At 71.1% G+C, this 23,552-nt stretch carries 25 protein-coding genes; 14 read left to right on the top strand and 11 right to left on the bottom strand.

Annotation, left to right across the window (positions count from 1 at the left end; genetic code table 11):
- Window positions 1–119 precede the first annotated feature (119 nt).
- Together DEJ30_RS11060 and DEJ30_RS11055 are read right to left on the bottom strand one after the other, a co-directional pair.
- Window positions 120–392 carry an HPr family phosphocarrier protein gene (locus tag DEJ30_RS11060; protein ID WP_022905912.1) on the bottom strand — a complete coding sequence of 91 codons (273 nt, stop codon included), beginning with the start codon at window positions 390–392 and terminating at the stop codon, window positions 120–122.
- 69 nt (window positions 393–461) lie between these two features.
- The gene (locus DEJ30_RS11055) at window positions 462–1,232 is read right to left on the bottom strand and encodes a DeoR/GlpR family DNA-binding transcription regulator (RefSeq protein WP_027466423.1); all 771 of its coding nucleotides are present in this window, start codon (window positions 1,230–1,232) and stop codon (window positions 462–464) included.
- A gap of 251 nt (window positions 1,233–1,483) precedes the next feature.
- On the opposite strand from DEJ30_RS11055, the gene ptsP reads away from it, so the two are divergent.
- The 4 genes from ptsP to DEJ30_RS11035 all read left to right on the top strand — a co-directional run bounded on the left by ptsP (window position 1,484) and on the right by DEJ30_RS11035 (window position 6,446).
- Window positions 1,484–3,142 (top strand): phosphoenolpyruvate--protein phosphotransferase, encoded by a 1,659-nt coding sequence (gene ptsP / locus DEJ30_RS11050; RefSeq protein ID WP_110861364.1) that lies wholly within the window; start codon window positions 1,484–1,486, stop codon window positions 3,140–3,142.
- Between the two features lie 67 nt (window positions 3,143–3,209).
- Entirely contained in the window at window positions 3,210–4,766 is a 1,557-nt protein-coding gene (locus DEJ30_RS11045) for a PTS mannitol transporter subunit IICB (RefSeq protein ID WP_071406396.1), read from the top strand.
- 88 nt (window positions 4,767–4,854) lie between these two features.
- Window positions 4,855–5,292 (top strand): PTS sugar transporter subunit IIA, encoded by a 438-nt coding sequence (locus DEJ30_RS11040; protein ID WP_071244331.1) that lies wholly within the window; start codon window positions 4,855–4,857, stop codon window positions 5,290–5,292.
- Window positions 5,289–6,446: a mannitol-1-phosphate 5-dehydrogenase gene (locus DEJ30_RS11035; protein WP_110861362.1), complete on the top strand. Its 1,158-nt coding sequence runs from the start codon at window positions 5,289–5,291 to the stop codon at window positions 6,444–6,446. Before DEJ30_RS11040 ends, DEJ30_RS11035 begins: the two co-directional genes overlap by 4 nt.
- 73 nt (window positions 6,447–6,519) lie before the next feature.
- Here the strand turns inward: DEJ30_RS11035 and DEJ30_RS11030 are convergent, their stop codons facing one another.
- From DEJ30_RS11030 to DEJ30_RS10995, 8 genes are read right to left on the bottom strand one after another with little or no spacing between them, the layout of a single operon-like run.
- Window positions 6,520–7,128, bottom strand: coding sequence for a hypothetical protein (locus DEJ30_RS11030; protein WP_146238567.1), 609 nt, complete (start codon window positions 7,126–7,128; stop codon window positions 6,520–6,522).
- Window positions 7,125–7,469 (bottom strand): hypothetical protein, encoded by a 345-nt coding sequence (locus tag DEJ30_RS11025; RefSeq protein WP_110861357.1) that lies wholly within the window; start codon window positions 7,467–7,469, stop codon window positions 7,125–7,127. The genes DEJ30_RS11030 and DEJ30_RS11025 overlap by 4 nt, the downstream gene beginning before the upstream one ends.
- Window positions 7,459–11,523, bottom strand: a complete 4,065-nt coding sequence (gene eccCa / locus DEJ30_RS11020; protein WP_110861355.1) for a type VII secretion protein EccCa — start codon at window positions 11,521–11,523, stop codon at window positions 7,459–7,461. Before eccCa ends, DEJ30_RS11025 begins: the two co-directional genes overlap by 11 nt.
- The gene (locus DEJ30_RS11015) at window positions 11,520–12,374 is read right to left on the bottom strand and encodes a hypothetical protein (RefSeq protein WP_110861353.1); all 855 of its coding nucleotides are present in this window, start codon (window positions 12,372–12,374) and stop codon (window positions 11,520–11,522) included. Before DEJ30_RS11015 ends, eccCa begins: the two co-directional genes overlap by 4 nt.
- A 2-nt stretch (window positions 12,375–12,376) precedes the next feature.
- A complete protein-coding gene (locus DEJ30_RS11010; RefSeq protein WP_181420103.1) occupies window positions 12,377–13,744 on the bottom strand; it encodes an EsaB/YukD family protein in 1,368 nt (455 codons plus the stop codon).
- Window positions 13,741–14,019 (bottom strand): hypothetical protein, encoded by a 279-nt coding sequence (locus DEJ30_RS11005; RefSeq protein WP_110861350.1) that lies wholly within the window; start codon window positions 14,017–14,019, stop codon window positions 13,741–13,743. Before DEJ30_RS11005 ends, DEJ30_RS11010 begins: the two co-directional genes overlap by 4 nt.
- Entirely contained in the window at window positions 14,003–15,112 is a 1,110-nt protein-coding gene (locus DEJ30_RS11000) for a DUF6177 family protein (RefSeq protein WP_110861347.1), read from the bottom strand. Before DEJ30_RS11000 ends, DEJ30_RS11005 begins: the two co-directional genes overlap by 17 nt.
- On the bottom strand, window positions 15,109–16,191 hold the full coding sequence (locus DEJ30_RS10995; RefSeq protein ID WP_181420102.1) for an FHA domain-containing protein: 1,083 nt from the start codon (window positions 16,189–16,191) through the stop codon (window positions 15,109–15,111). The genes DEJ30_RS11000 and DEJ30_RS10995 overlap by 4 nt, the downstream gene beginning before the upstream one ends.
- Window positions 16,192–16,319: 128 nt before the next feature.
- On the opposite strand from DEJ30_RS10995, the gene DEJ30_RS10990 reads away from it, so the two are divergent.
- Genes DEJ30_RS10990 through DEJ30_RS10960 form a run of 8 tightly spaced genes read left to right on the top strand, consistent with a single transcriptional unit; the run spans window position 16,320 to window position 21,525 of the window.
- A complete protein-coding gene (locus DEJ30_RS10990; RefSeq protein WP_110861342.1) occupies window positions 16,320–16,655 on the top strand; it encodes a WXG100 family type VII secretion target in 336 nt (111 codons plus the stop codon).
- A 29-nt stretch (window positions 16,656–16,684) separates the two neighbouring features.
- On the top strand, window positions 16,685–17,002 hold the full coding sequence (locus tag DEJ30_RS10985; protein WP_027466434.1) for a pore-forming ESAT-6 family protein: 318 nt from the start codon (window positions 16,685–16,687) through the stop codon (window positions 17,000–17,002).
- A gap of 1 nt (window position 17,003) precedes the next feature.
- On the top strand, window positions 17,004–17,387 hold the full coding sequence (locus DEJ30_RS10980) for a DUF6507 family protein (RefSeq protein ID WP_110861340.1): 384 nt from the start codon (window positions 17,004–17,006) through the stop codon (window positions 17,385–17,387).
- Window positions 17,384–19,630, top strand: coding sequence for a TNT domain-containing protein (locus DEJ30_RS10975; RefSeq protein ID WP_110861338.1), 2,247 nt, complete (start codon window positions 17,384–17,386; stop codon window positions 19,628–19,630). The genes DEJ30_RS10980 and DEJ30_RS10975 overlap by 4 nt, the downstream gene beginning before the upstream one ends.
- Window positions 19,627–20,166 (top strand): hypothetical protein, encoded by a 540-nt coding sequence (locus tag DEJ30_RS10970; RefSeq protein ID WP_110861336.1) that lies wholly within the window; start codon window positions 19,627–19,629, stop codon window positions 20,164–20,166. The genes DEJ30_RS10975 and DEJ30_RS10970 overlap by 4 nt, the downstream gene beginning before the upstream one ends.
- Before the next feature lie 60 nt (window positions 20,167–20,226).
- Window positions 20,227–20,409 carry a hypothetical protein gene (locus tag DEJ30_RS18200; RefSeq protein WP_181420101.1) on the top strand — a complete coding sequence of 61 codons (183 nt, stop codon included), beginning with the start codon at window positions 20,227–20,229 and terminating at the stop codon, window positions 20,407–20,409.
- 22 nt (window positions 20,410–20,431) lie between these two features.
- Window positions 20,432–20,998: a TNT domain-containing protein gene (locus DEJ30_RS18195; RefSeq protein ID WP_181420100.1), complete on the top strand. Its 567-nt coding sequence runs from the start codon at window positions 20,432–20,434 to the stop codon at window positions 20,996–20,998.
- Entirely contained in the window at window positions 20,995–21,525 is a 531-nt protein-coding gene (locus DEJ30_RS10960; RefSeq protein WP_110861332.1) for a hypothetical protein, read from the top strand. The genes DEJ30_RS18195 and DEJ30_RS10960 overlap by 4 nt, the downstream gene beginning before the upstream one ends.
- Before the next feature lie 345 nt (window positions 21,526–21,870).
- Here the strand turns inward: DEJ30_RS10960 and DEJ30_RS10955 are convergent, their stop codons facing one another.
- Window positions 21,871–22,527, bottom strand: coding sequence for a TNT domain-containing protein (locus DEJ30_RS10955; protein WP_110861330.1), 657 nt, complete (start codon window positions 22,525–22,527; stop codon window positions 21,871–21,873).
- A 167-nt stretch (window positions 22,528–22,694) separates the two neighbouring features.
- Here DEJ30_RS10955 and DEJ30_RS10950 point away from each other — a divergent pair, with 167 nt between their 5' ends.
- Both DEJ30_RS10950 and DEJ30_RS10945 read left to right on the top strand, forming a co-directional pair.
- A complete protein-coding gene (locus DEJ30_RS10950) occupies window positions 22,695–22,970 on the top strand; it encodes a hypothetical protein (protein WP_110861328.1) in 276 nt (91 codons plus the stop codon).
- A 111-nt stretch (window positions 22,971–23,081) separates the two neighbouring features.
- Window positions 23,082–23,351, top strand: a complete 270-nt coding sequence (locus DEJ30_RS10945) for a hypothetical protein (RefSeq protein WP_110861326.1) — start codon at window positions 23,082–23,084, stop codon at window positions 23,349–23,351.
- Window positions 23,352–23,552 lie beyond the last annotated feature (201 nt).

Genomic DNA, 23,552 nt, shown 5'->3' with positions numbered 1-23,552 from the left:
CCTTATCGGCGGGTGCCGACAGCCCTGGACGCCCCCACGGACGCACGGGAGGCACGGTGCCAGCTGGCACCGTGCCTCCCGTCCGCTCTGTGGTCGCGTGCAGGACGCGACCTGCGCGATCAGGCCGCGTCGTGGTCCGTCTTCAGGAACTCGACCAGGCTGTCCGCCGTGGTCTCGGCGTCGTCGCCCGACACGGTGAGGGTGACCTCGTCGCCGTTCTCGATGCCGAGCCCGAGCAGGGCGAGGATGCTGCCGGCGTTCCCGGACTTGTCGCCCTTGGCGATCGTGACCTGGTGCCCCGACGCCGTCACGGTCTGGACGAAGAGGGATGCGGGGCGAGCGTGCAGGCCGGATGCGCTGGCGACGGTCACGGTGCGGGTGGCTTCGGACATCGATGTACTCCTGTCGATGGGTGGTTGGCTCATGCTAGCGAGCGCTGGGTGGGCGGGAACGGGGCGCGGTCAGGGTCGGCCGGGCCAGAAGACCTCGGTACCGGCGGCCTCGACCTCGCGGACCAGGTCGAGGTTGACGGCGGGGTCGGTGATGATCGTGTCGATCGCGGCGAGCGGGGCGACGCGACCGAACTCCTCGCGGCCGAACTTGGTGTGGTCGGCGAGCAGGATGCTCCGTCGTGCGGACTTGATCATCGCGCTCTTCACGGCGGCCTCGGCCATGTTGTGGGTCGTCAGGCCGCGCTCCGGCGTGATGCCGTTGATGCTGATGAAGGCGACGTCGACGCTGACCATGCCGATGAGCTGGTGCGTCCAGGTGCCGACGCCGGCCAGGGAGTCGCTGCGGATGTTGCCGCCGAGCAGGTGCAGGTCGATGCCCGGGCGGTTCGCGACGGCGGTGGCGACGGGGAGCGAGTGCGTGACGACGGTCAGCCCGCGGTCGGTCGGCAGCAGCTCGGCCAGGCAGATGGTCGAGGTGCCGGCGTCGATCATGATCGAGCCGTTCTCGGGCAGTTCCGCCAGGGCGGCCTCGGCGATGACCATCTTCTCGGTCTGGTTGATGCCGCCGCGGTCGCCGACACCGGGGTGCAGGGTGATCCGCTCGACGGGGATCGCGCCGCCGTGCGCGCGACGGACGAGCCCGCGGCGCTCGAGGCTCGTCAGGTCGCGGCGGATGGTCTCGGGCGTGACGGCGAGCAACTCGGCCAGGTCCTTGACGTCCACCCGGCCTTGCGCGCGCGCCTGCTCGACGATGCGCTGGTGGCGTTCTGGTGCGTACATCGGACCTCGTCGTCTCGGGTCGGAACGGAACGGACACGCTCGGGCACGGCATCCGCGATGTCGTCCCCTGCGTTCGATCCGTCAGACGCAAACGGGCATCTGTTTCTGCATTTTTATCCCCGGATGTGTTTGTTTGTCAACGCGATGCGGGGTAGTGTGCTGCTCAGCCGCACGGGCGTGGTCTGTTCCCGTGTCGTGTGCACCGAACGATCCACCCCACCGCAAGCGCGTGTGAGATGAAGGAGTCTCGAATGTCCGAACTGCTCGGCACCGGCGTCGGCCGTGGCGTTGCCCACGGCCCCGTGCTCCGGATGGCCGACCCGCTCGGCGAACCGTCGAAGGACGCCCTGGTGGGTTCGGCCGACGACGCGAAGCAGGCCGTGCACGACGCACTGGCCGCCGTGGCGGACGACCTCAACAAGCGCGGACAGCTCGCCGGTGGCGACGCCCAGGCCGTGCTCGAGGCCCAGGCGCTCATGGCGCAGGACCCGACGCTCCTCGACGACGTGCACACCCGCATCGACGGCGGCACCAACGCCGAGCGCGCCGTGTACGAGGCGTTCGCCCAGTTCCGCGACCTGCTCGTCGGGATGGGCGGCTACATGGGGGAGCGCGCGGCCGACCTCGACGACGTCGCGCAGCGCATCATCGCCAAGCTCCGCGGCGTGCACGCCCCCGGTGTCCCCGAGTCGGACACCCCCTTCGTCCTCGTCGCCCGTGACCTCGCCCCGGCGGACACCGCGCTGCTCGACCTCGAGAAGGTCCTGGCGCTCGTCACCCGTGACGGCGGCCCGACCTCGCACACCGCGATCCTCGCCCGTGCCAAGGGCATCACCGCCATCGTCGGTGTGACCGGTGCCGACGACCTGGCCGACGGCCAGTCCGTCGTCGTGGACGCCATTGCCGGCACGGTCGTGACCGACCCCGACGCCGCACTGGTCGCCGACGTCGAGCGCCGCATCGCCGAGCGTCTCGCCGCCGCAGCGGCGCCGCTCACCGCCGGTGCCCTCGCCGACGGCCACGTCGTGCCCCTGCTCGCGAACCTCGGCAGCCCCGCCGACGCCGCCGGCGCCGTTGCTCTCGGTGCGGAGGGCGTGGGGCTCTTCCGCACCGAGTTCCTCTTCCTCGACTCGCCGAAGGCCCCCACGGTCGACGAGCAGACCGAGTCGTACCGCCAGCTCCTCGCGGCGTTCCCCGGCAAGAAGGTGGTCGTGCGCGCGCTCGACGCCGGCGCCGACAAGCCCCTGCCGTTCCTCACCGACAAGGACGAGGAGAACCCGGCCCTCGGACGCCGCGGCCTGCGTGCCCTGCGGAACCACCCCGAGGTCCTGCGCGACCAGCTCACCGCGCTCGCGCAGGCCGACGCCGCGACCGAGGCCGACCTGTGGGTCATGGCCCCGATGGTCGCCGACGCCGAGGAGACCGAGTACTTCGTCACCCTGGCCCGCGAACTCGGCATCCGCACCGCCGGTGTCATGGCCGAGGTGCCGTCGCTCGCGCTGATGGCCGAGCAGGTGTTCCAGAACGCCGACTTCGTGTCGATCGGCACGAACGACCTGACCCAGTACACGATGGCTGCCGACCGCATGCTCGGCACCGTCGCGTCCTACCAGGACCCGTGGCACCCCGCCGTCCTGCGCCTCGTCGCGCAGCTCGGCACCGCGGGGGCGACCGCCGGCAAGGCCGTCGGGATCTGCGGTGAGGCAGCAGCCGACCCGCTGCTCGCCGTCGTCCTGGTCGGTCTCGGCGCCACCACCCTCTCCATGACCCCCGCGGCCCTGGCCGACGTGCGCGCCGAACTCGGTCGCTACACGCTCGAACAGGCCCGCGAGATGGCGACGGCGGCACTCGCCGCGAGCACGGCGGCGGCCGCGAAGTCCGCTGCCGCGGCCGCGACGCACGCCGCCTGAGCCGCCACCCCAGCACCACCCCTCCCATCACCACGCAGCAGCTCCACCACACAGAAAGTCACCGCACATGACAACGTCGTCCGTTGCAGCGCCCGACGCACCCGCGAAGTCGCGGGGCGGCGCACGCGTCGCCGTTCAGAAGTTCGGCACGTTCCTCTCCGGCATGGTCATGCCCAACATCGCGATCTTCATCGCGTGGGGCATCATCACGGCCTTCTTCATCGAGACCGGGTGGACGCCCGTCGGCGTCCTCGGCGGGTTCGGTGAGACGGCCGGTGTCGCCAACCCCGGCCTCGTCGGCCCGATCCTGACCTACCTGATCCCGCTCGCGATCGCCATCCAGGGCGGCCGGATGATCTACGACACCCGCGGTGCCGTCGTCGGGTCGATCATGACCATGGGTGTCATCATCGGGGCCTCCGGCACCACGATGATCCTCGGCGCGATGATCTGTGGCCCGCTCGGTGCCTACCTGATCAAGCAGATCGACCGGATCTGGGACGGCAAGATCAAGCCCGGCTTCGAGATGCTCGTGAACAACTACGCGGCCGGCATCCTGGGCTTCGTCCTCGCGATGATCGGGTTCTTCTGGCTCGCGCCGCTGTTCAAGCTCATCGCCGAGGGCCTCGGCTCCGCGGTGGACTTCCTCGTGCAGCACTCGCTCCTGCCGCTCGCCAGCGTCATCATCGAGCCGGCGAAGGTCTTCTTCCTGAACAACGCCATCAACCACGGTGTGCTCGACCAGCTCGGCGCGGCGCAGGTCGCCGAGTCCGGCAAGTCGATCCTGTTCCTGCTCGAGGCGAACCCCGGCCCCGGCCTCGGTCTGCTGCTGGCCTTCACCTTCTTCGGTGTCGGCATCGCCCGCTCGACCGCTCCCGGCGCGATCATCATCCAGTTCTTCGGTGGCATCCACGAGATCTACTTCCCGTACGTGCTGCAGAAGCCGATCCTGTTCATCGCCGTCATCCTCGGTGGTGCCACGGGTGTCGCCACGAACGTCGCGTTCCAGTCCGGCCTCGTCGCCCCGGCGTCGCCCGGATCGATCTTCGCGGTGCTCGGCGCCACGGAGCGCAACAGCTTCCTCGGCGTGATCCTGTCGGTCATCCTCTCCGCCGCGGTGTCCTTCGCGGTCTCGTCCTTCTTCCTCCTCGCCAGCCGCAAGCGCGACCTGGCGAACGGCGGCGGTGACATGAGCGCCGCCATGGCGAAGCTCCAGGCCAACAAGGGCCGTGACGTCAACTCGGCGACCGCCGGTCTGCTCGGCAACAACTCCCCGGCCAACGAGGAAGAGGCCGAGGCCTCCCTCGGTGGCGTCGGCTCGGCGAGCACGGCGACGGCGACGAAGGTCCAGAACCTGGTCTTCGCCTGCGACGCCGGCATGGGCTCGAGCGCCATGGGCGCCAGCGTCCTGCGCAACAAGATCAAGAAGGCGGGCATCGAAGGGGTCACGGTCTCCAACAAGGCGATCGCGAACCTGTCCGGTGACGAGGACCTGATCATCACGCAGGAGGAGCTGACGGACCGCGCGAAGCAGAAGAACCCGAACGCGCAGCACGTGTCGGTCGGCAACTTCATGAACGCGCCGCAGTACGACCAGGTCGTCGAGCAGCTGAAGAACCAGTAACGCCACAACCAGTAACGAAGTGCAGTATCGGAGGGGACGGGGCTGACCCGTCCCCTCCATCTCGTCCTCAACACAAGGAGAACCCCCGATGCCCGTCCTGCAGGAGAGCCAGATCCGCATCCACACCGAGGACACCGCGCCGACCAAGTCGGAAGCGATGAAGGAGGCGGCCGAGATCCTCGAGGCTGCGGGCGCGGTCACGGCCGACTACTACCCGGCGATGCTCGAGCGCGAGAAGAGCGTGTCCACCTACATGGGCAACTTCCTCGCCATCCCGCACGGCACCAACGACGCGAAGGACGCCATCAAGTCGTCCGCCCTGTCGTTCATCCGCTACGCCAGCCCGATCGACTGGGACGGCAACCCCGTGCGCTTCGTCGTCGGCATCGCCGGCGTGAACAACGAGCACCTCGACATCCTGTCGAAGATCGCGATCGTGTTCTCCGACGAGGACGAGGTCCAGAAGCTCACGGACGCGGCCGACACCGCGGCGATCCTGTCGATCCTCGGCGAGGTCAACGAGTGAGCACCAGCACCGCCGTCCACTTCGGCGCCGGCAACATCGGCCGCGGCTTCGTCGGGCTCCTGCTCCACGAGGCCGGGTACGAGGTCGTCTTCGCCGACGTCGCCGCCCCGCTCATCGACGCCCTGGCCGCAGCCGACTCGTACACCGTGCACGAGGTCGGGGCCGGCGCCCAGGACCACGAGGTCACGAACTTCCGCGCACTGAACAGCGCGCACGACGAGGACGGCGTGGTCGCCGAGATCGCGACCGCAGCGGTCGTCACGTGCGCCGTCGGCCCGAACGTTCTGAAGTTCATCGCCCCGGTCATCGCCCGCGCGCTCGTCGCCCGTGACGCGGACGCCGCACCGATCGCCGTCATGGCGTGCGAGAACGCCCTGAACGCCACGGACCGGCTGCGCGAGTTCATCGTCGCCGCCCTGCCCGAGGACGGCCGCGACGCCGCCCTGGCCAAGGCCGTCTTCGCGAACACCGCCGTCGACCGCATCGTGCCCGCGCAACCCGAGGGCGGCGGACTCGACGTGACCGTGGAGACCTACTACGAGTGGGCCATCGACCGCACGCCGTTCGGTGGGAACGAGCCGGAGATCCCCGGCGCGCACTACGTCGACGGCCTCGCGGCTTCGATCGAGCGCAAGCTCTTCACGGTGAACACCGGCCACGCCACCGTCGCCTACCACGGCTTCGTCGCCGGGGCCGACAAGATCTCGGACGCCATCGCGATCCCCGCCGTGCGCTCCGAGCTCGAGTCCGTGCTCGCCGAGACGAGCGACCTGCTCATCCGCCGGCACGAGCTCGACCCCGAGGTGCACCGCGCGTACGTGCAGGCGATCATCGGCCGGTTCGAGAACCCGCACCTGCCCGACACGGTGACCCGCGTCGGCCGCCAGCCGCTCCGCAAGCTGTCGCGCGACGAGCGGTTCGTCTCGCCAGCCGCCGCGCTGGCCGAGGACGGCACGGAGCCGACGGCGCTGCTGGACGCGATGGGTGCGGCGCTCCGCTTCGACGTCGCGGACGACGAGCAGAGCGTCGAACTGCAGGCTCTGCTGGCGTCGGACGCGTCCGACGCGGACGTGGCCACGCAGATCACCGGTCTCGCTGCGGAGCACCCGCTGCACGCCGCGTTCGCCGAGCGGATCCGGTCCGCGCGCGCCTGACGACGTCAGCACCGACGAACGGGAGGCCCGTCACCAGCTGGTGACGGGCCTCCCGTTCGTCCACCGGTCGCGGCTACCAGCCCAGGGCCGTGAGCAGACCGGACACCGTCGTGATCGTGGTGTCGCTGATCGCTCCCAGCTGGACCCGACCGGGACGGCCGAGAGCGCGGTCGGCGCGCAGCACGAGGACCGCCGAGACCCCTGTGTCGCTCAGCCGACGGGTGTCCACCGGATCGTGCGCCGCGCCGCGGTCCACGAGCACCACGACCGATCGCCCGATGAGGGTCGGGTCCGGAGCATCGGCGATGGACGCGAGCGCTGCCCGGACGTCCGCCGCGCCGTCGGCGGTGGCCCGCCCGACCACGACGAGGGAGTTCTCCGGCGTCGCCGCGAGCACGGCGGCAGGGCCGACGTGCGCCCCCATGTCGTGCACCGTCACGCGTGAGGTGGCCGGTTGCAGGGTGGGGAGTCGTGCGGCGAGCTCGCCACCGGAGTGGTCCGTCGCCTGGACCACCACGCCGAGACGTCCACCGACCGCATCGGCGAGGAGTGCCGCGACCGTCGTCGTCCCGGTGCCGCCGGCGACCCCGGCGACGAGCACGGTCCGGGCGCGCTGCGCGGCTGCCCGCCGCGAGCCGGGCATGGGCGGCAGCGGAGCCGAGGTCGGGGGTGTGGTGCTCACGCGCCGTCCTCCACGAGGAGCTGGGCGTCGATCGACGCTGCGAAGGCCTGGACGATCGCCACACCGACCTCACCCGTCGGCCCCCACGGGAGCCAGGCCTCGGTCCACCAGACGGGCGCGGCGAGCGTCGCCCACGGGGCGAGTCGTGCGATCTCGGCGGCGTTCTCGACACGCTCGGGCATCTGGACGCTCAGGACGGCCCGCCCGCGGTCGTCGACGATCTCGGTGACCACGCGGTCGAGCGTTCGCACCCGCAGATCCGGCGCGATCCGCGCTCCGGCCTCGACCAGCGCGAGCGACGACGGAGCCGCAGCGGACAGGATGGTCACCTCACGGGGCATCGACGGCTCCCTTCGGGTCGAGCACGGTCGTCTGACCGGCGGGGTCGGCCTGCGCCGGGGCGACGGTCGTCGCCGTGGGGAAGTGGGCGACCTGCACGATGCGCGGGGGCGTCCCGCGTCGGACGAGACGCCCGCGGCCGGGCGGGAACTGCTCCGCGTAGACCTTCGGGAACACCTGCCCCTCCGACCGTTCGCCGCTCAGCACGAGCCCGGTCGCACCCGAGTCGCGGATCGACTGGATCACGGTGTCGTACATCGCGCGTGCGGCACCGGCGACGGGCCGCGTGAGCACGACGTGGAGTCCGAGGTCACGTGCCGACGGCAGGTACGGCATGAGGGGCGCGAGCGGGTCGGTGCCCGCCGAGGCGACGATGTCGTAGTCGTCGACGAGCACCACGATGCGGGGCCGTGGTCCGGTGGACGTGCCGGCTGCGCGCTGCTCGAGCTCCGCGGCGATGGCCGCGGCGAGCCCCCGGGCGTCCCGGCCGTTCGCCGCGTGCCCGCCGAGGAAGTCGTCCGGCGTCCCGGCTGCAGCGCTGCCGCGGACGTCCATGAAGGCGAGGACGAGTTCGTCCGGCGTCGAACGGTCCATGAACCCGGCCGCCAGGCCCCGGAGGAGCGCGGTCTTGCCGCTGGCCGTGTCGCCGAACACCAGCAGGTGCTGGTCGACGGCGGGGTCGAAGGCCACGAAGTCCATCGTGTCCTGGCGGAGCGCGAACGGCACCGTCGTCGGGGTGTCGAGCGGGTCCGGGAGCTCGGCCGGGTCGAACGACTCCGGGAGCAGGCGGATCGGCGCGGCAGCCGGACCACCCCAGCTGTCGGCGACCCGCTGGGCGAGGGCGCCGAGCTCGTCGCCGACCACACCGTCCTCCACGTCGTCGAGCACCGGCAGGGCCACCTGGCCGAACAACTCGCCGTCGGTGAGGACACGACCGGGCTCGCCGGACTTCAGGGTCGCCGCGGCGGCGCGGGCGATCGTGGAGTCTGCCGGGTCGTTGAGGCGAAGTTCGAACCGCTGCCCGATCAGTGGCTGGCTCGCGAGCCGGAGTTCGTTCCACCGGGTGAGCCCGAGGACGACGTGGATGCCGAAGCTGCCGCCGCGTTGGAGCAGGTCGGCGAAGGCGTCCTCGAGCTCCTCGAACTCGGTGCGCATCACGCCGAACCCGTCGACGAGGAGCACCACGTCCGCCGATCCCAGTTCGGGGACACGGCCGGCGGCGTGCCGGGTGCGGAGCATCGCGAGTGAGTCGATGCCGTGGTCGCGGAACACCCGTTCGCGCAGACGGATCATCGCCTGCAGCTCCTCGACCAACCGGAGCAGGCGGTTCCGGTCGGCACGCGTGGCGACACCGCCGACGTGCGGGAAGCCCTCGATGCGACCGAGGCCGCCGCCGGCGAGGTCCATCCCGTAGACGCTGACCTGCCGGGGCGTGGTGGTCAGCGCGATCGATGCGGCCAGCGTGCGGAGGAACGTGGTCCGGCCGGAGCCGGGTGCTCCGATGACAGCGACGTGTCCGCCGCCCCGCGTGAGGTCGAGCATCCACGGTCGCTGTCGCTGCCGCGCGGGGTCGTCGAGCAGGCCGATCGGCACCGTGACCCCGGTCGGGTCGGAGACGGTGTTCGGATCGAGGACGGCGCCGAGTGCCAGACGCGTCGGCAGCGGCGGCAACCACACCGGCGTGGTGTCGCGGTCGCCGCGGTCGAGGCGTTCGACGGCCTCGTCGACGACGCTCCGCCCGACGTCGGGTGCCTCGAGCGTGACCTCACCGGGTTCGTCGTCCTCGGCGGCCAGCGTGTTGTAGACGGGCAGCTCGAACGGCTCGGGAGCGGCGTCCGCGGACGACGTGGTGACGGCCGACACGGGAGCGGCGTCCTCGACCGGGCCGGACACGTAGCCGGATCGGAACCGGGTGTACACGCTCGTGTCGACCTTGAGGTAGCCGTAGCCGGGCACCGCGGGCAGGTGGAACGCGTCGCCCGTGTCGAGCACGACCTGGCTCTCGGCTTCGGAGAACGTGCGCAGGCCGAGCCGGTAGGACAGGTACGTGTCGAGGCCGCGGAGCTTGCCGGCTTCGATGCGCTGGCTCGACAGCAGCAGGTGCACGCCGATCGATCGCCCGATGCGCCCGATCATGAGGAGCAGGTCGACGAACTCGGGTTCCGCGGTGAGCAGCTCGCCGAACTCGTCGATGACGAGCACGAGGTGCGGCATCGGCGGCAGGTCCGGTCGCTGGGTCCGGAGCTCCCGGTAGTGCGTGATGGAGGGCGCCGATCCGGCGTCGCGCAGCATCTCCTGACGCCGTCGGACCTCGCCGGCGATCGACGCGCGAGCACGCCGGGTGAGCTGCGGGTCGTCGGCGAGGTTGTCGATGAGACCCGCGACGTGCGGGAGGCGGGCGAACGGGGCGAACGCGGCACCGCCCTTGTAGTCGACGAGGATCATCGCGAGGTCCTCCGGCGGGTGCGACACCGCGAGGCCGAGCACGAGGGTGCGGAGCATCTCGCTCTTGCCGGACCCGGTCGCACCGATGCAGATGCCGTGCGGGCCCATGCCGAGCTGCGCCGACTCCTTGAGGTCGAGCAGCAGCGGGGCGCCGAAGTCGTCGACACCGATCGGCACGCGCAGGAAGTCCCGCGGGGCTCGGGGCCGCCAGGTGCGGTCCGGGTCGATCGTGGCGACGTCGTCGACCCCGAGCAGGTCCGAGACGCCGATGGCGGCCGACGACTCGGCACGCTGCTCGGTGTCGGCGGACAGGCGGAGGGGCGCGAGGGCTCGTGCGACGGCGGTGACGAGGGGCGGGGCGACGGGGTCGCAGACGGCGAGCTGGACCGGTGCGGGCTCACCCTCCTCGACGTCGCGGGCGTCGACGATCTCGAGGAGCGTCGTGCGTGCACCGGATCCGGCGCCCGTGCCACGGCCGGTACCCGGGGCGTCGGACCTCGCAGTCACCCGCACCCGGACGTCCGACGGTTCGTGCAGCCGGTCGGCGACGAGGTGCACGACCGTGATCCGGAGGTCCTCCGGCCGGGTCTCGCCCTCGGGGAGCGCGAGCGGAACGGCGACGACGCCGTGCTCGTCCGCGAACACGACCAGGCGCGGCAGGTCGCTGCGCTTGGCCGAGTCACCGGACCGCCGGTACATCGCGGCGGTCCGGGCGCGTTCGCCCAACTCGCCGGCGAGCGTGCGGGCGAGCGCCGGGACGTCCTCGGCGACCCGGCGCGCACGCAACGGCCCGTCGAAGGTGCGGTCCATCCGTGCGTGCGGGAGCAGGTCGAACCAGTCCCAGTCGTCGGCGTGCGCCGCCGGGAACGCCGCGGCGAGGTGGAGGTCGTCCGGGGCGTGCAGCGCTGCGAGCTGCACGACGAGTGCCCGCGCGACCTCGAGCACGGCGTCGCGGTCACCGACGACCGAGACGTCCCCGGCGTCGTCGAGTCGGACCGCGATGGGCATGGCGTGCACGGTGCCGTAGTGTTCGGCGACCTGCTCGAGCTCGGCGAGCATGAGCGGGTCGAGCGGTTGCACCGGGTTCTGGTCCGGCGGCACGGCGAGGTCGAGCCACCCCACGTCACCTGATCCGATGCGGACCCGCAGGAAGTCGCCGTGGGTGCGCCGCCGTTCCCAGAGGCGTGCCGGGTCGCCGACGAGACGGGGGAGGGTGTCGGGCGAGGGGTCGACGTGCTCGGCACGTTCGCGGACGGCGGTCGTGCGCGTCCGCAGGTCGCCGCGCAGTTCCTCGAGGTAGTCGAGGTACCGCTCGCGCTGCGTCCGCCGGTTCCGCACGGCGTTGCCCCGCTGGGTGAACGCCATGCCGAGGCCGCCGACGAGGGCGACCACGAAGACCAGGGCGGCGACGACCATGAGCACCGGGTTGTTGCCGCGGAGCACGACCATCATCACGACCGACGAGATCGCACCGACGACCGGCAGCAGCGACTGCAGCGGGAGGCCGCCACTCGGCCCCTCCGGGAGCTGCGGTGGCGGGGCGAGTTGCTCGGCCTCGGGACGGACGAGCGGGGTGGAGACCCGGGCGGGCCGGTGCACGACGCGGTTCACCGGGCGGCCTCCGGGGTCGTGCGGCTGGTGCGACGGTCGACCGCGGCGTCGACCAGGGCTGCCGTCAGGTGGATGAGCGCGATCCGGGAGGCCGTGGGGCGTTCGCCGCCCCCGGTGACGCTCGGGTCGCCCGGGATCGGGTGGACGGCGTGCCCGGGCCACCGGACGGCGGTGCGCGCTGCACGGAGGCCAGCCCCCGTGGCGTCGACCGGGACGACCAGGACGCGCGTGCCCGGCGCGTGCCGCCGGACGGCGTCGGCGTGCGCGACGCCCTCCTCGATGGCGGGGCGGTCGGGGCCGGTGACGAGGGCGACGACGTGGGCGTCGGCAGCCACGGCGCCGAGGTCGACGAACGGGCTCCGGGACCCCCAGTCCCCGACGACGACGTCGAAGAACCGCGCGATCGGTTCGACGGCGTCGGTCCACTCGGCGGGTGCGGCCTGTCGGCTCGGGAGGCGCGGGTCGCCGATCCGGAGCACGTGCAGTCCCGACGGGGTCACCGCCAGACCGTCGGTCGCGTCCCAGGACGTCCGGGCGGCGGCACGGCGCTCGGACCGCGGCGTCGGGTCCGTCCGGTCGGCGCCGGCGTGGGTGGCGAACGAGCGCAGCCCGGCGGCACCGTCCACGCCGAGCACCCGACCGGAGCGACGACGGGCGAGCACGGTCGCCACGGCTGCCGCGGTCACGGAGCAGCCGGTGCCGCCGCGGAGCGAGGCGAACGCGATGCGCCGACTGGTGGGAACGGCCTGCCGGATGGCACGGTGCGCATCGTCGAGCTCGCGCGCACCGCCGGCCACGCTGCCGAAGAACGCCCGCCCGAGCGCGGGGACGACGTCGTCGAGGAGCCGCATGGTCAGAACGTCTCCAGGAGCGCGGCGAAGAGGCCGAAGGTGCCGAGCAGCAGCGGCAGTGCCACGACGACCGAGATCGTCTCGAGGACGTTGCCGAGCGACCGCAGGCGGGCTCGCTGGTGTGCGGCCGGCCGGACCCCGGCCAGCAGGGCTCCGAGCGCCCCGAGGCCGGCGAGCGAGCCGAGCACCTGGAACGGCGCGGTGGTGGCGTGACCGAGGAGCCCGAGCACCGCGGCGACCACGACGGCGCTCCAGAGCAGCACACCCTGCAGCGTCAGCGGGAAGGCCCGAGTGCGGAGTGTGGCGACGACGACCACCGCGGCACCGAGCCCGACGGCCCAGGGGTCGCGGTCGGAGACGAGTGCGGCGCCGGCGAGGGCGATGGGGGCGGCCACCGCGGCGGTCGTCCAGTCGAGTGCCCGGTACGCGTCCTCGAGCGCCGTGACGACGCGGGCGCGGGCGACGGGCTCGCCGCCGCTCACCCGGTCGTCGAGGCCGGTCAGTCCGGCGGAGGACATCGCGACCGAGGGCAGGAGCCCGCAGACGGCGATGGCTGCGATCCCGACCACGCCCCAGCCGGCGGCCTGCGGGGCCGGTGTGAGCCAGGTGACCATGCCGAGCAGCGGGAGCACGACGCCGACGACGGCCGCGACGCCGATCGTCCGCGTGCGCTGCCCGACGCCGAGTCCGAGGCCGAGCGCGATCCACGCCCAGACGAGCACCAGGGCGGCGACCATCGCGGGTTGGTCGCCGTCCCGTCCGACGACCGGTCCGACGGCCAACCCGATCGGAAGCGCGAGCCCGGTGGCCGCGGCGGTGAGGGCGATGCCGGTCCAGCGGGCCCCTGCACGACCCGCGACGAGCGCAGCGATCGCCAGGACCACACCGCTGCCGACGAGCACGGACGGCAACAGTGCGGGGGCGACGGTCCCGCCGTCGAACGCGGCTCGGACCGAGGCGACGGTGAACGCCGCGACCACGAGGGTGCCCGCGACCGAGGCGGTGGCCCCGACGGCTGCGGCGGCGACGGACTGGCGTGCGGCGGTGCCCCAGCCGTCGCGACGACGGCCGAGCGAGTCCGCGACGGCGTCGGTGACGTCGGAGACCTCGGGCGGGGGCGGTGCATCGGCGCGACGGACCAGGTGCAGGACCTCGCCGTCGGCGATCTCCTGCGTCGCGGCGTCCGCGGCCAGGGACACCTCTTCACCGGTGACGCGCACGAGGGCGACGGGTTGCGCGCTGTCCGCGATCGGTTCGTCGAGGATGTCGACCAGGCGCGGCAGCAGTCCGGCGAACGGCTCGTCGGAGGCGACGACGACGTCGGCACGGCGGCCGACACCGACGACGGTCACGCGGGTGAAGTCGCTCAACTGGTCTCCTGCTGGGGTTGCGTGGTCGGCACCGGTCGCGGTGTCTGCTGCGCTTGTTGCTGGGCGGCCTGCTGCGCCAGCGCGTTCGTGACGAAGGAGTACCCGAGGCACCCGACCCCCACGACCGCGGCGAGCACCACGCTGCCGATGAACCGCTTGACGTTGTCGTTCACCAACCGGCGGTCGGCGAGGCGCCCGAGCACGAACGCCTGCCGGAGTCGTCGGCGGTGCGTCGAGACGCTCTCCAGCAGGATCGAGTCACTGTTCCGCGGCACGCTGCACCTGCTCCCTCGTCCGGTCGTCCATCCCGACGGCGTCGGCGACGCGGTCGGGCCCGATGTGGTCGATGACGTCGGCCAGCTCGTCGACCGGGTTGCGGTCCTGCTGCCGCCCGAAGGGCAGCACGAGCGCCGGGATCCGAGGGCGCCCGGCGATGACGGCGCCGAAGCGGTCGCGCATCGCCTCGACGTCGAGGTCGAGCTGCCGGACCGCCGGCGCACCGAGGAGCATCGCGACCGGCAGCGGGGGCGGAGACAGGCGCGGCGCCTGCGCGAGGTCCGCGCGGCCCGGGCGCCGGAGCACCAGGGCGAAGAGCGGCAGCTGCGTCGTGGCGAGCCGCCCGAGCACCTGCGGGACGGCGGCGACCCGCATCTCGGAGACGGTGTCCCCGGGTGCACCGACCGCGAGCAGCCCGGTGGTGAGCTCCTCGACGCCGTGCTCGGTGCGCTGCGCGACGATCGTCACCGCGAGGGGCGCGTCGGGCGAACCGACGGCGAGGAACCGCGTGGGGTCGGGCATCCGCGAGCGAGCGGCCTCGGTGAGCGTGCGCCGGTCCCACGCGCGACCCGCGGGCTCGTGCGTCGCCCAGCCGGTCGGTGCCGCCCCGGCGAGCTCCGTCGCGAGCAGCTCGGTGGTGCCCCCGAGGATGGTCTCGTCCGCGGCCCGGTGCCGGACGGACACCGAGACGACGAGCTGCTCCGCCGTCGGCGTCCAGGGGCGCAGGTACCCGACGGCGACGTCCTGCACCGAGGTCGGCGGGCCGGTCCGGAGCGCGTCCGTGAAGTCGTCGAGTCGTCCGCCGTCGAGTCCGTTCCGCAGGCCGTCGTCACCGCGGACGACCCACGCCCCGCCGCAGTCGAGCAACGCCTGGCGGAAGGCCTCGGTCACGACGGACAGGCCGTCGGTCACCAGGATCGGGCGGGCGCCCTCGCCTGCCGCGGTGGCGAGCAGGTCGGCCTGGGCACGTCCGAGCCGCACGATCCCCGCGCGGGTCTCGTAGCGGATGCTGCCGTCGCCCGCCGAGTCGATGAGCGGGTGCTTCGCGACCGGGCGGTCGTCCCCGGCGGTGTCGCGTCGGAGCGGGTTCACGTCGCGGCTCCGACGCGGTCGACCACGAACGCGTGGTCCCCGATCCGGACCGTCGAGCCGGCGGGCACGGGCAGGTCCACTCCGGGGACGAGGTCCTCGAACGAGGCGTCCGGACGGACCACCGAGGTGCCGTTGGTCGAACCGAGGTCGCGGAGCACGACGACTCCGCCGGCCTGCACGAGGGCGACGTGCGTCTTCGAGAGCGTGCGCGACAGGTCCGGCACCGCGACCGTCGCGATGCCGGGCTCCGCCTCGGGGTTCCGGCCGATCACGCAGGTTCCGCCGAACCAGTGCACGGCGCCGGAGTCGAACCGCAGGACGACCGCGTCGGGCGGTACCGAGTCATCGGCCACCGGTGCGGTCGGCGCGGGCACCGCCGCGAACCCGGCCGCGGGGGTGGGACCGAACCCCGCACGACGGGTGGCGTCGAGACCAGCCTGCACCGCGCCTCCGGGCAGCGGCGTCGACCCCGGACGGACACCCGCCGACGCGGCGGCACCGAAGGCGGTGCCGAGCGCGGGCACCGCTGGGTCGAGCGGCTCTCGTCCACGGTGCAGCGACGCGGTCAGCGTGCCCGTCGCCGCGGCCCACGGGCCGGCTCCGGGCGCACGCCCGTGCCGACGGCCACCGAGTCGGGCGAGCTGTCGGACGGGCCCGGCGGGCAGCGCGTCGTCGACGTCGACGACGCGCGTACCGAGGAGCAGCCCGCCCGGCCCGCGGCCCGTCCTGGAGGCACGCATCACCACGATCGCGGTCGTCACGACGAGCCCGGCGACCGCGCCGGCGACGGCGGTGCCCACGGGGGCGGAGGAGGGGACCGCGGTGTGGGCGAGGAAGAGGAGGGCGGCGCCGGCGGCACCACCGAGCAGGCAGACGACGACGTCCACCAGCCGGGCGAGGAGGACCGAACCGGCCGGCGCCGTGGCGACGCCCTGCAGGGCGTCGTACTCGGCGGAGCCGACCGTGCGCCCGAGGAGGGCGCCGCAGTCGGTGCAGAAGCGCTGGCCCTGGCTCGTCGCGACCCCGCAGCGACCACAGGTCAGCACGGGCACCACGGACTCGACCACGATCGACGACATGCCCCACCTCCCCTCGGCAGGAACGATCATGTCAGAACCCGGGGGTGACGCGCGCGGCGGACGTGGTCTACGCTGCGGGTATTCGCTGTCACCCGTTCGGGGTGGGGGAACGACGGAGAGGATGCGCGATGAAGTTCGCGATGGGGGCTCAGGTCCTGACCAACCTGACCAAGCAGACGTCCGGTGCTTCCGGTGACCTGGGGACGCTCGTCCGCAAGCTGGCCGACTCGGCCGAGCCGCTGCAGGGTCGGTTCAACGGTGCCGGTCGAGCGGCCTTCGACCGTTTCAAGGCCGAGACCGACACCATCGCCAACGAGCTGAACGGTGCGCTCGCGAGCGTGCTGCAGGGCATCTCGGGCATGGACCGTTCGTTCCAGGAAGGCGACCAGGACATGGCGCAGTCCACGAGCTCGCTCGAGGGCAGCTCGAACTTCGACGCGGCCCGCTTCAGCGGCCGCGCCTGACGGATCTTCGGGGAGAGGGAGAGAACACCATGAGCGGTGGCAACCAGGCAGATCGTCGCGACTACGACGTCGCGGCCTCGCAGAACGCACAGGACAACTTCAACGCCGTGGCGGCGCAGCTCGAGTCGCTCATCGCGCAGCGTGACTCGGACGTGAAGGCAGCCATGGCCGACTACCAGGCCGACGGCGTCTCGGACGAGTACCACGCCAAGGAACAGCGGTGGAACACGGTCGCCGGCGAGGTCAAGCAGATCATCGCCACGCTGCGCGCATCGCTGCAGTCGAACGACGAGTCGGCGCAGTCGGCCATCAGCAAGGCGAAGTCGGCCGTCGGCAACATCGGCTGACGTGGTCGACGGATGGCGGGTCGACCCCGCCGGGGTCGAAGCTGTGCTGACGGACGTGTCGACCAAGACCACGACGATGAACAACGCTCTGGGCGGATCCGCGGACGGATCGATCCAGGGCGTCGGAGCAGTCGTGCAGGACGCAGCGACGGCAGCACAGTCCCAGGTGATCGGTGAGGCGCTCGCCGGGTTCTTCGAACACCGGCAGGCCACACTGACGGGGATCCAGAACCGGATCCAGGCGTCGCTGTACGGCGCTGCCGGCGCGACACGTGCCATCGTCCACGGCGACGACGAGATGGGTGCTGCCACGGCACAGGCGAACGCCGTCACGGCGTCCACCAACGGCGACTTCCGCGCGTTCGACGGGATGTTCGACCGGTGACCGGCGTCGTCAAGACGGGAGCCATCCCGTACACGGACGTCCAGCTCGAGGCGATCACGAGCGGCGCCGCTTCGCTGCGAACCGTCGCGTCCGCCGTCCGCGACGGCACGGCCGACATCGTCACCGCCTGGAGCGGCATCTCCGGTTCCTACGAGGGCCCGAGCGATCAGGAACTCTTCGCGGTCATGACGCCCATCGGGCCCCAGGGCACGACGTTCGGCGACGACCTGGACACCGCTGCGAAGGCGCTCGACACGTTCGTCACCGAGGTCACGCCGATCGTCGCCGCGCTCAAGGCGTACGTCACGCGGGCCGAGCAGCTGCACCGCGACGTCGATGCGTTCACCCCGACGACGGCGACGACCGAGTACGGCAACAACGCGACCGTCGAGTCCTGGGACCAGGACGAGACCCTGACCGACGAGAACAACGCGATCATCAACGGCGTCGCCGCCCAGGTGGTGGCGTACCAGGCCGCCGAGCGCTCCTGCGCGAACACCATCCGCGGGCTGTCCGGCCTGCAACCGCTGCACGCGATGAGCGGCAGTGGCTCGGACGACGCCCTCGCCTACGGGTACGACGAACTGCCCGCCGGCACGAAGCTGCCGTGGGGGACCGCGTCGGAGCGCAAGGAATCGTGCTCCGAGAAGACCGTCGACTTCCTGCCGAACATGCTCAAGGGCGTCGTCGTCGACGGCATCTGGGGCACCGTGAAGGGGCTCGGCACCCTCGTCGGTCTGGACGGCACGGGCTTCCACCTGGAGACCGCGGCGACGTCGTGGAGCGGAGTCCTCGCCCTCACGGGCGTCAACACGCAGACCATGCAGAAGGACCCCGACCTCCAGCGTGCGGCGTGGACCCAGGTGATCAAGGCCACCGTCGGTTGGGACGAATGGGGCAGGGACCCCGGTCGCGCCGCCGGGCAGGCGCTGTGGGGGATCGGCTCGATCGCCGTCCCGATCGTCGGGCAGGCGGGCAAGCTCGGCGCCGTCGGCAAGGTCGGCGAAGTCGCGGGGGCCGTCGGCAAGGCGGGGAAGTACCTCGATCTCGTCGATGCCGGCGCGTGGGTCTCGAAGGGCCTGACCAAGGTGCTGCCGAGGCTCGATGAGCTCAAGACGATCATGACCAAGGGTGTCGGTGACGACGCGGTCGGGTCGACCGGGCGCCTCGCCGACTTCAAGACCGGGCTCGGCGACTACCTGCACGGACGGCACGGCGACACCGACGTCGAGGTGCCGCCGGCTCGGACCGAGGCGGACACGGACGTGCGGGCGGGGAGCGACGCGAACGCGCGGGCCGACGGCGGCGACGCGACGGTGCACGCGCCGGAGCGGGAGCCGGCGCTCGTGGGGGCCGGTGGGCGCGGGGAGCACGGTGAGACGGCGACAGGCGACGGCGGTTCGACGTCGGGGTCGCACGGCGGGGCAGGGCACGGGGGCGATTCGGCCGGGCACGGTGGGTCGGGCCACGGCACGGATGCCGATCACGGCGCCGGTGGTGGTCGGCCGGACGGCGACGGGCACGACGGGTCCGGGACTCCGCCCCCGCACCACTACGACCGTTCGACGGACCCGGTGTTCTCCGACGATCCCAGTGGTCCCGGCTGGGAGCGTGACGAGTCGGCCCGGGGCGATGCCGAGCGGCCCGGCTACGGCCAGCCGCACCTCCACTTCGACGAGCTCGGTGAGAACTACCGAGCTCCTGACGACCCGACGTACAAGGGCGCGGGGATGAGCGACGAAGTGCGCGCTCTCGTCGACGACTGGGGCAATCCGAACGGCCTGTACGGCAAGGACGCCGACGGCAACTACCTCACGCGGGACGGCTGGGAAGACCGGTACATCGACTGGAACGAGGACTGGCAGTCGTACCTGCCCGAGTACCCCGGCAACGCCGGCGCCGTCGCCGGGCACCGCATCGACTGGGTGGATCCGCACAGGTTCGTCGAGCAGTACGGCCCGCAACTCGACCGGCTCGGGAAGGAGTCCGGCAATTTCTTCTCCTTCCCGGGGACCTCATTCGAACAGCGCGCCCTTCCACCGTCCAACCTCAGCGATGCCTATCGGAAGTACGACTTCGACGCCGCTGCTTTCGAGGGGCAGGGGCTGAAGATCGAGGTGAGCGAGATCGCTCCGGCCTTCGGCCATCCTGGCGGGGGACTGCAGGTGCGTTTCTTCCGGCCCGGAGATCCTCCCCAGTTCGTTTCCGTAACTGACCTCAAGAGGTTCGGGGTCCTGTCATGATCAAGGACCCTCCGGGGGTGTTTCGTCACCTGGAACTCCTCGAGAGTGCCCTCCGGCGGGCCGGGAACGACCGCGTCGTCGTCGAGCCGCACAGGGTCCAGTACGGCGATTTCGAGACGATGCGGCGGTTCGCGGTGTCGGACACCTCGGTGGTCGAGTGGCGCGGAGACCGAGGGACGGGCGCGCTGACAGGCACAGAGTTCGAGTCGGCGGCTGATGCGGAACGGTGGATCGTCGCGGACGCCAGCGGATACCTGCGCGAGGCCCGTGGTTTGCCGATCGCACATTGGCTCCTCGACCGCGAAGAGGAGCTCCCTGAAGGGTTTGCGTTGCACCCTGACGGCGACGGTATCGTCCTCCGGTGGGTCGCTTCGGGAACGGAACACCGAGCCCGGTTCGGCGGCGCGCTCCCGAAGGGATCGGCGCTGCAATTCTCCACCGTGGCGCGCGTGCCCATCGCGCTGATCGAATCGTGCGCGCTTGCGGCTGATTCCCGCGCAGCGTTCGCCGCAGCTGCGTCTTCGGCCGCACGGTAGGCAGTCCTTGGCTCCCTGCCGGACTGCTGACCTGCAGCGCATTGTGCGGTACTCGACTCCGTGTTCCACATCGACACCGTCGCGCTCAGGGGTAACGGGTACTCGATCGAGGTCAGTCGGATCGACCCCGCATTTGCCAAGCCCAGCGGCGGTCTTCAGGTGCAGATCATCGCTCCCGACGGTGCGGCGGTCGACGCTGCGCAGTTCCTCGAAGGAGACCCGCGAGCCGGGCTGGCCCCATGATCACAATAAAGGCGTTCGTCAGGTGACTGATCCAGCTCGGGGCCACTCTGCTGTCACCGGTCTCAGCGCACGGGTGCCCGAACCGATTGTCGCTACCCAGTCTGCGCTTCGATCGGCACGGAGATACGACGAATACGGTAAGGACGCCGACGGCAATTACCTCACGCGGGACAGCTGGGAAGACCGTTACATCGACTGGAACGAGGAACGGCAGTCGTACCTGCCCGAGGACCCCGGCAACGCTGACGCCGTCGCCGGGCACCTCATCAACTGGTTAAATCCGCACGGGTTCGTCAAGCGATACGGCTCAAAACTCGACCGGCTGGGCAAGGAGTCCGGCAACTTCTTCTCGTTCGCGGGGACCTCGTTCGAACAGCGCGCCCTTCCACCGTCCAACCTCAGCGAGGCCTACCGGACGTACGACTTTGACGCCGCTGCTTTCGAGGGGCAGGGGCTGAAGATCGAGGTGAGCGAGATCGCTCCAGCATTCGGGCATCAGGAAGGGGGCCAAGTCAGGTTCATCGACCCCGGTCCTCCCGTGAGTTTCCGCTCGTCTGCGGACCTCCGCGAGCTCGGCATCCCGTCGTGAGGGACGAACGCATCGCTATCCCGCACCTCGAACTCCTCGAAGACCTCCTGCGCCGCGCTGGACACGATCTGGTCGTGACGGAGCCGGGGCTCGTCGAGTTCGGTGATCGGGAGACGCTGGAGCGCTACGTCGTTCGAGGCGGAGCCGTTCACGCGTGGAAAGGCGACAGGGGATCCGGTGACTGGACCGGGGTGGCGTTCGAAGCAGGCGAGGACGCTGCGCGGCGGATTGCCGCTTCAGCGTCTGGTGCCCTTCGCTATCGGGCCGGCCTTGAGCTGGGGCACTGGCTCCTCGACCGTCCCGAGGAACTCCCCGATGGGATGTCGCTGAGTGTGGAGAACGAGAGGAACCTTCTGGAATGGACGGTCCGCGGATCTCCTCACCGAGCGTGGTTCGGAGGCGGGCGGTTCATCGCCCCGGCGGTGCAGTTCGCAACGGTCGCGCGGGTACCCGTAGCTGACATCGAACGGGGTGCGCTCGAGGTCGACTCTCGGCGAGCATTCTCGGGGGCGGCCCTCCCCGAGTGAGAAGTGGCTTCGGAGGCAACCCGAACGCTTGCGGCTGATGGCCGCGCAGGGTTCGCCGATCCCACTGTCGGAGCAGTCGCTGCCGGTGATCTTCCGGAGCTCTGCCGGGCTGCCCGAATCACGGAAGTGTGGTCTGCGCATGCACGAGCACGGCATTCGGTTAGCCGGGTGGCGGTCTGCAGGTGCAGGCCGTGACCTCAGGTGGAAATCCGGTCGATGCGATGACGATGCTGCGGGGCAGACCTAAGGAAGGAATTCTGCGGTCGATGACCAGAAGGGCTTCCGTCATCGAGTCCGGTAGACCGGAAACCGATCCCCGAGTCGCGCTCGATCGCTTCGGCTTGGCTAAGGAGTCTGCGCTTTGACAGGCACGGAGATCCGTCGAAGAGAACCTTCGACGAGGAGGTCGCGGATGGTCACAGACTCGTCGGCGATCGTGTAGCGGATGGCACCGCCGGGCTGTCCGAACCAGGCAGGCACGATCGATGCTCGCACGAGCACGGTCGCCTCGGTCACGAACTGGTGCACTCCGGAAGGCTCCCGAAGCGCCGTCGGCGGCAGGGAGCGAGACTCGAACGAAGCGTTGAGCTGGGTCAAGAGCCAGCCGTCGAACGCGCCGATGCGGTCCACGAGGATCCCAGGCGGGAGTTGGATCAAGCTCGCACCACCACTCGCCGTGATCTGCTCGCGGAGCTGCGGATAGTACGGAGCGAGTCTGTCCTCGATCGCGGAGACCTCCGACGGGGCCATCGTCAGCACCGGCGGGATCGGCCGGTCGAGGAACCCCAGAAGTGCTCGCCCGATCGCGTCCTCGTCAGGGGCCTTGACGACGACCCGAGGCTGCCCGTAGTCGATGCACTGCACTTCGAAGGCCTGCCCGACCTGCACCACCCGGAGTGCACCCTCGGGAGGGGGCCCGGCTGGCGGATCGCCAGGGAGGATTACCAGCTCCAGGCCGAAGCCCCGGCCATCGAGGTCAGCGCGAAGCTGTTCGAACGTCATGCCACGAGCGTAACAACGGATATTGGGTACGGGCGGCGGTGGAGGAACGATTGGGAGCGGATCCCGCCTCTGAAGAACAACCCGGCGATCACAAAGAGCGTGAAGGTGGATCCGGCATTCAGCCCCGCCCGGGCGACCTGGCCTGAACGGAAGGACCGCACTTGGTCGTGGATGTCGCTCTCAGCCAAGCAGTAGTGCAACTGATCGGGAAGGGGCGCAGTGCGACACCCGGTGAGTCCTGGATCGAAGCGGAGTCGCTTCCCGACACGGTTCACCGTGATCTCGAGGAGGTCATGCGCGACTATGAGACGCTGTCACAGATCGACTGGGCCTCCGTCGACAACGACTTGATCTGCGGGATGGATCTGGTCAAGGGGAACTTCTCGCGACTTCACTCAGACCTGGATCCCTCGGCGCTCGACGCGCTCGACGCGCTCGAGTGAAAGTTCTCCTGGGATTGGCGCTGAACCGATGAGATGCCGCTGCCGCTCGGGATCCTCCAGGCGCTCGGCGTGCTCCGCGAACTCCTTCGGCACTGAGAACAGGACGAACTCATGGATGACATCGACGCCACGCGCGAACTCGCCCTTGCCGAAGCCGCAGGTGTTCCCTTCTGCTGGATGCGGCGGCCCTCCAACGACGTGGACACCTCTTGCATCTACAAGACTGCAGACGGATGGCGGGTCTCAACGACGAACGAACGAAGCACGGAGGAGTCCGTCAACGACTATTCGGACCGCTCCGCAGCCGTCGACGATTTTGTGAACCGTGTGCAAGGATTCGTCCGGCACAAGGAGCTCCGCAAGAAGTTCCTCGGGCACTAACTCAGTTCGGGTCTCTGTGGTGATTGGGCGCGTTCCGGAACCTTCCACGACCTGGGCTCCTCGAGGGCGCGAGATTGTGGGGCGATTCGCGGTGTCGGACTTTTCGGTGATCGAGGAGCGGTGGACCGTGGTGCCGGACCGCTGACGGGCACGCGGTACGGAAGACGGCGCTACCGTCGACTTCGACGGCATGACTGAACG

The sequence above is a fragment of the Curtobacterium sp. MCPF17_003 genome, from assembly GCF_003224385.1.
In the GTDB taxonomy this organism is placed as follows: domain Bacteria; phylum Actinomycetota; class Actinomycetes; order Actinomycetales; family Microbacteriaceae; genus Curtobacterium; species Curtobacterium flaccumfaciens.
Note: the sequence above shows the minus strand (reverse complement) of the source record. Positions and strands in the feature narration are given on the sequence as shown.

What these genes read in the sequence shown, in the direction of transcription:
- DEJ30_RS11060 (WP_022905912.1), bottom strand. Translation starts at nt 392, where the DNA reads ATGTCCGAAGCCACCCGCACCGTGACCGTCGCCAGCGCATCCGGCCTG.
- DEJ30_RS11055 (WP_027466423.1), bottom strand. Translation starts at nt 1,232, where the DNA reads ATGTACGCACCAGAACGCCACCAGCGCATCGTCGAGCAGGCGCGCGCG.
- ptsP (WP_110861364.1), top strand. Translation starts at nt 1,484, where the DNA reads ATGTCCGAACTGCTCGGCACCGGCGTCGGCCGTGGCGTTGCCCACGGC.
- DEJ30_RS11045 (WP_071406396.1), top strand. Translation starts at nt 3,210, where the DNA reads ATGACAACGTCGTCCGTTGCAGCGCCCGACGCACCCGCGAAGTCGCGG.
- DEJ30_RS11040 (WP_071244331.1), top strand. Translation starts at nt 4,855, where the DNA reads ATGCCCGTCCTGCAGGAGAGCCAGATCCGCATCCACACCGAGGACACC.
- DEJ30_RS11025 (WP_110861357.1), bottom strand. Translation starts at nt 7,469, where the DNA reads ATGCCCCGTGAGGTGACCATCCTGTCCGCTGCGGCTCCGTCGTCGCTC.
- DEJ30_RS11015 (WP_110861353.1), bottom strand. Translation starts at nt 12,374, where the DNA reads ATGCGGCTCCTCGACGACGTCGTCCCCGCGCTCGGGCGGGCGTTCTTC.
- DEJ30_RS10995 (WP_181420102.1), bottom strand. Translation starts at nt 16,191, where the DNA reads ATGTCGTCGATCGTGGTCGAGTCCGTGGTGCCCGTGCTGACCTGTGGT.
- DEJ30_RS10990 (WP_110861342.1), top strand. Translation starts at nt 16,320, where the DNA reads ATGAAGTTCGCGATGGGGGCTCAGGTCCTGACCAACCTGACCAAGCAG.
- DEJ30_RS10985 (WP_027466434.1), top strand. Translation starts at nt 16,685, where the DNA reads ATGAGCGGTGGCAACCAGGCAGATCGTCGCGACTACGACGTCGCGGCC.
- DEJ30_RS10970 (WP_110861336.1), top strand. Translation starts at nt 19,627, where the DNA reads ATGATCAAGGACCCTCCGGGGGTGTTTCGTCACCTGGAACTCCTCGAG.
- DEJ30_RS10955 (WP_110861330.1), bottom strand. Translation starts at nt 22,527, where the DNA reads ATGACGTTCGAACAGCTTCGCGCTGACCTCGATGGCCGGGGCTTCGGC.
- DEJ30_RS10945 (WP_110861326.1), top strand. Translation starts at nt 23,082, where the DNA reads ATGGATGACATCGACGCCACGCGCGAACTCGCCCTTGCCGAAGCCGCA.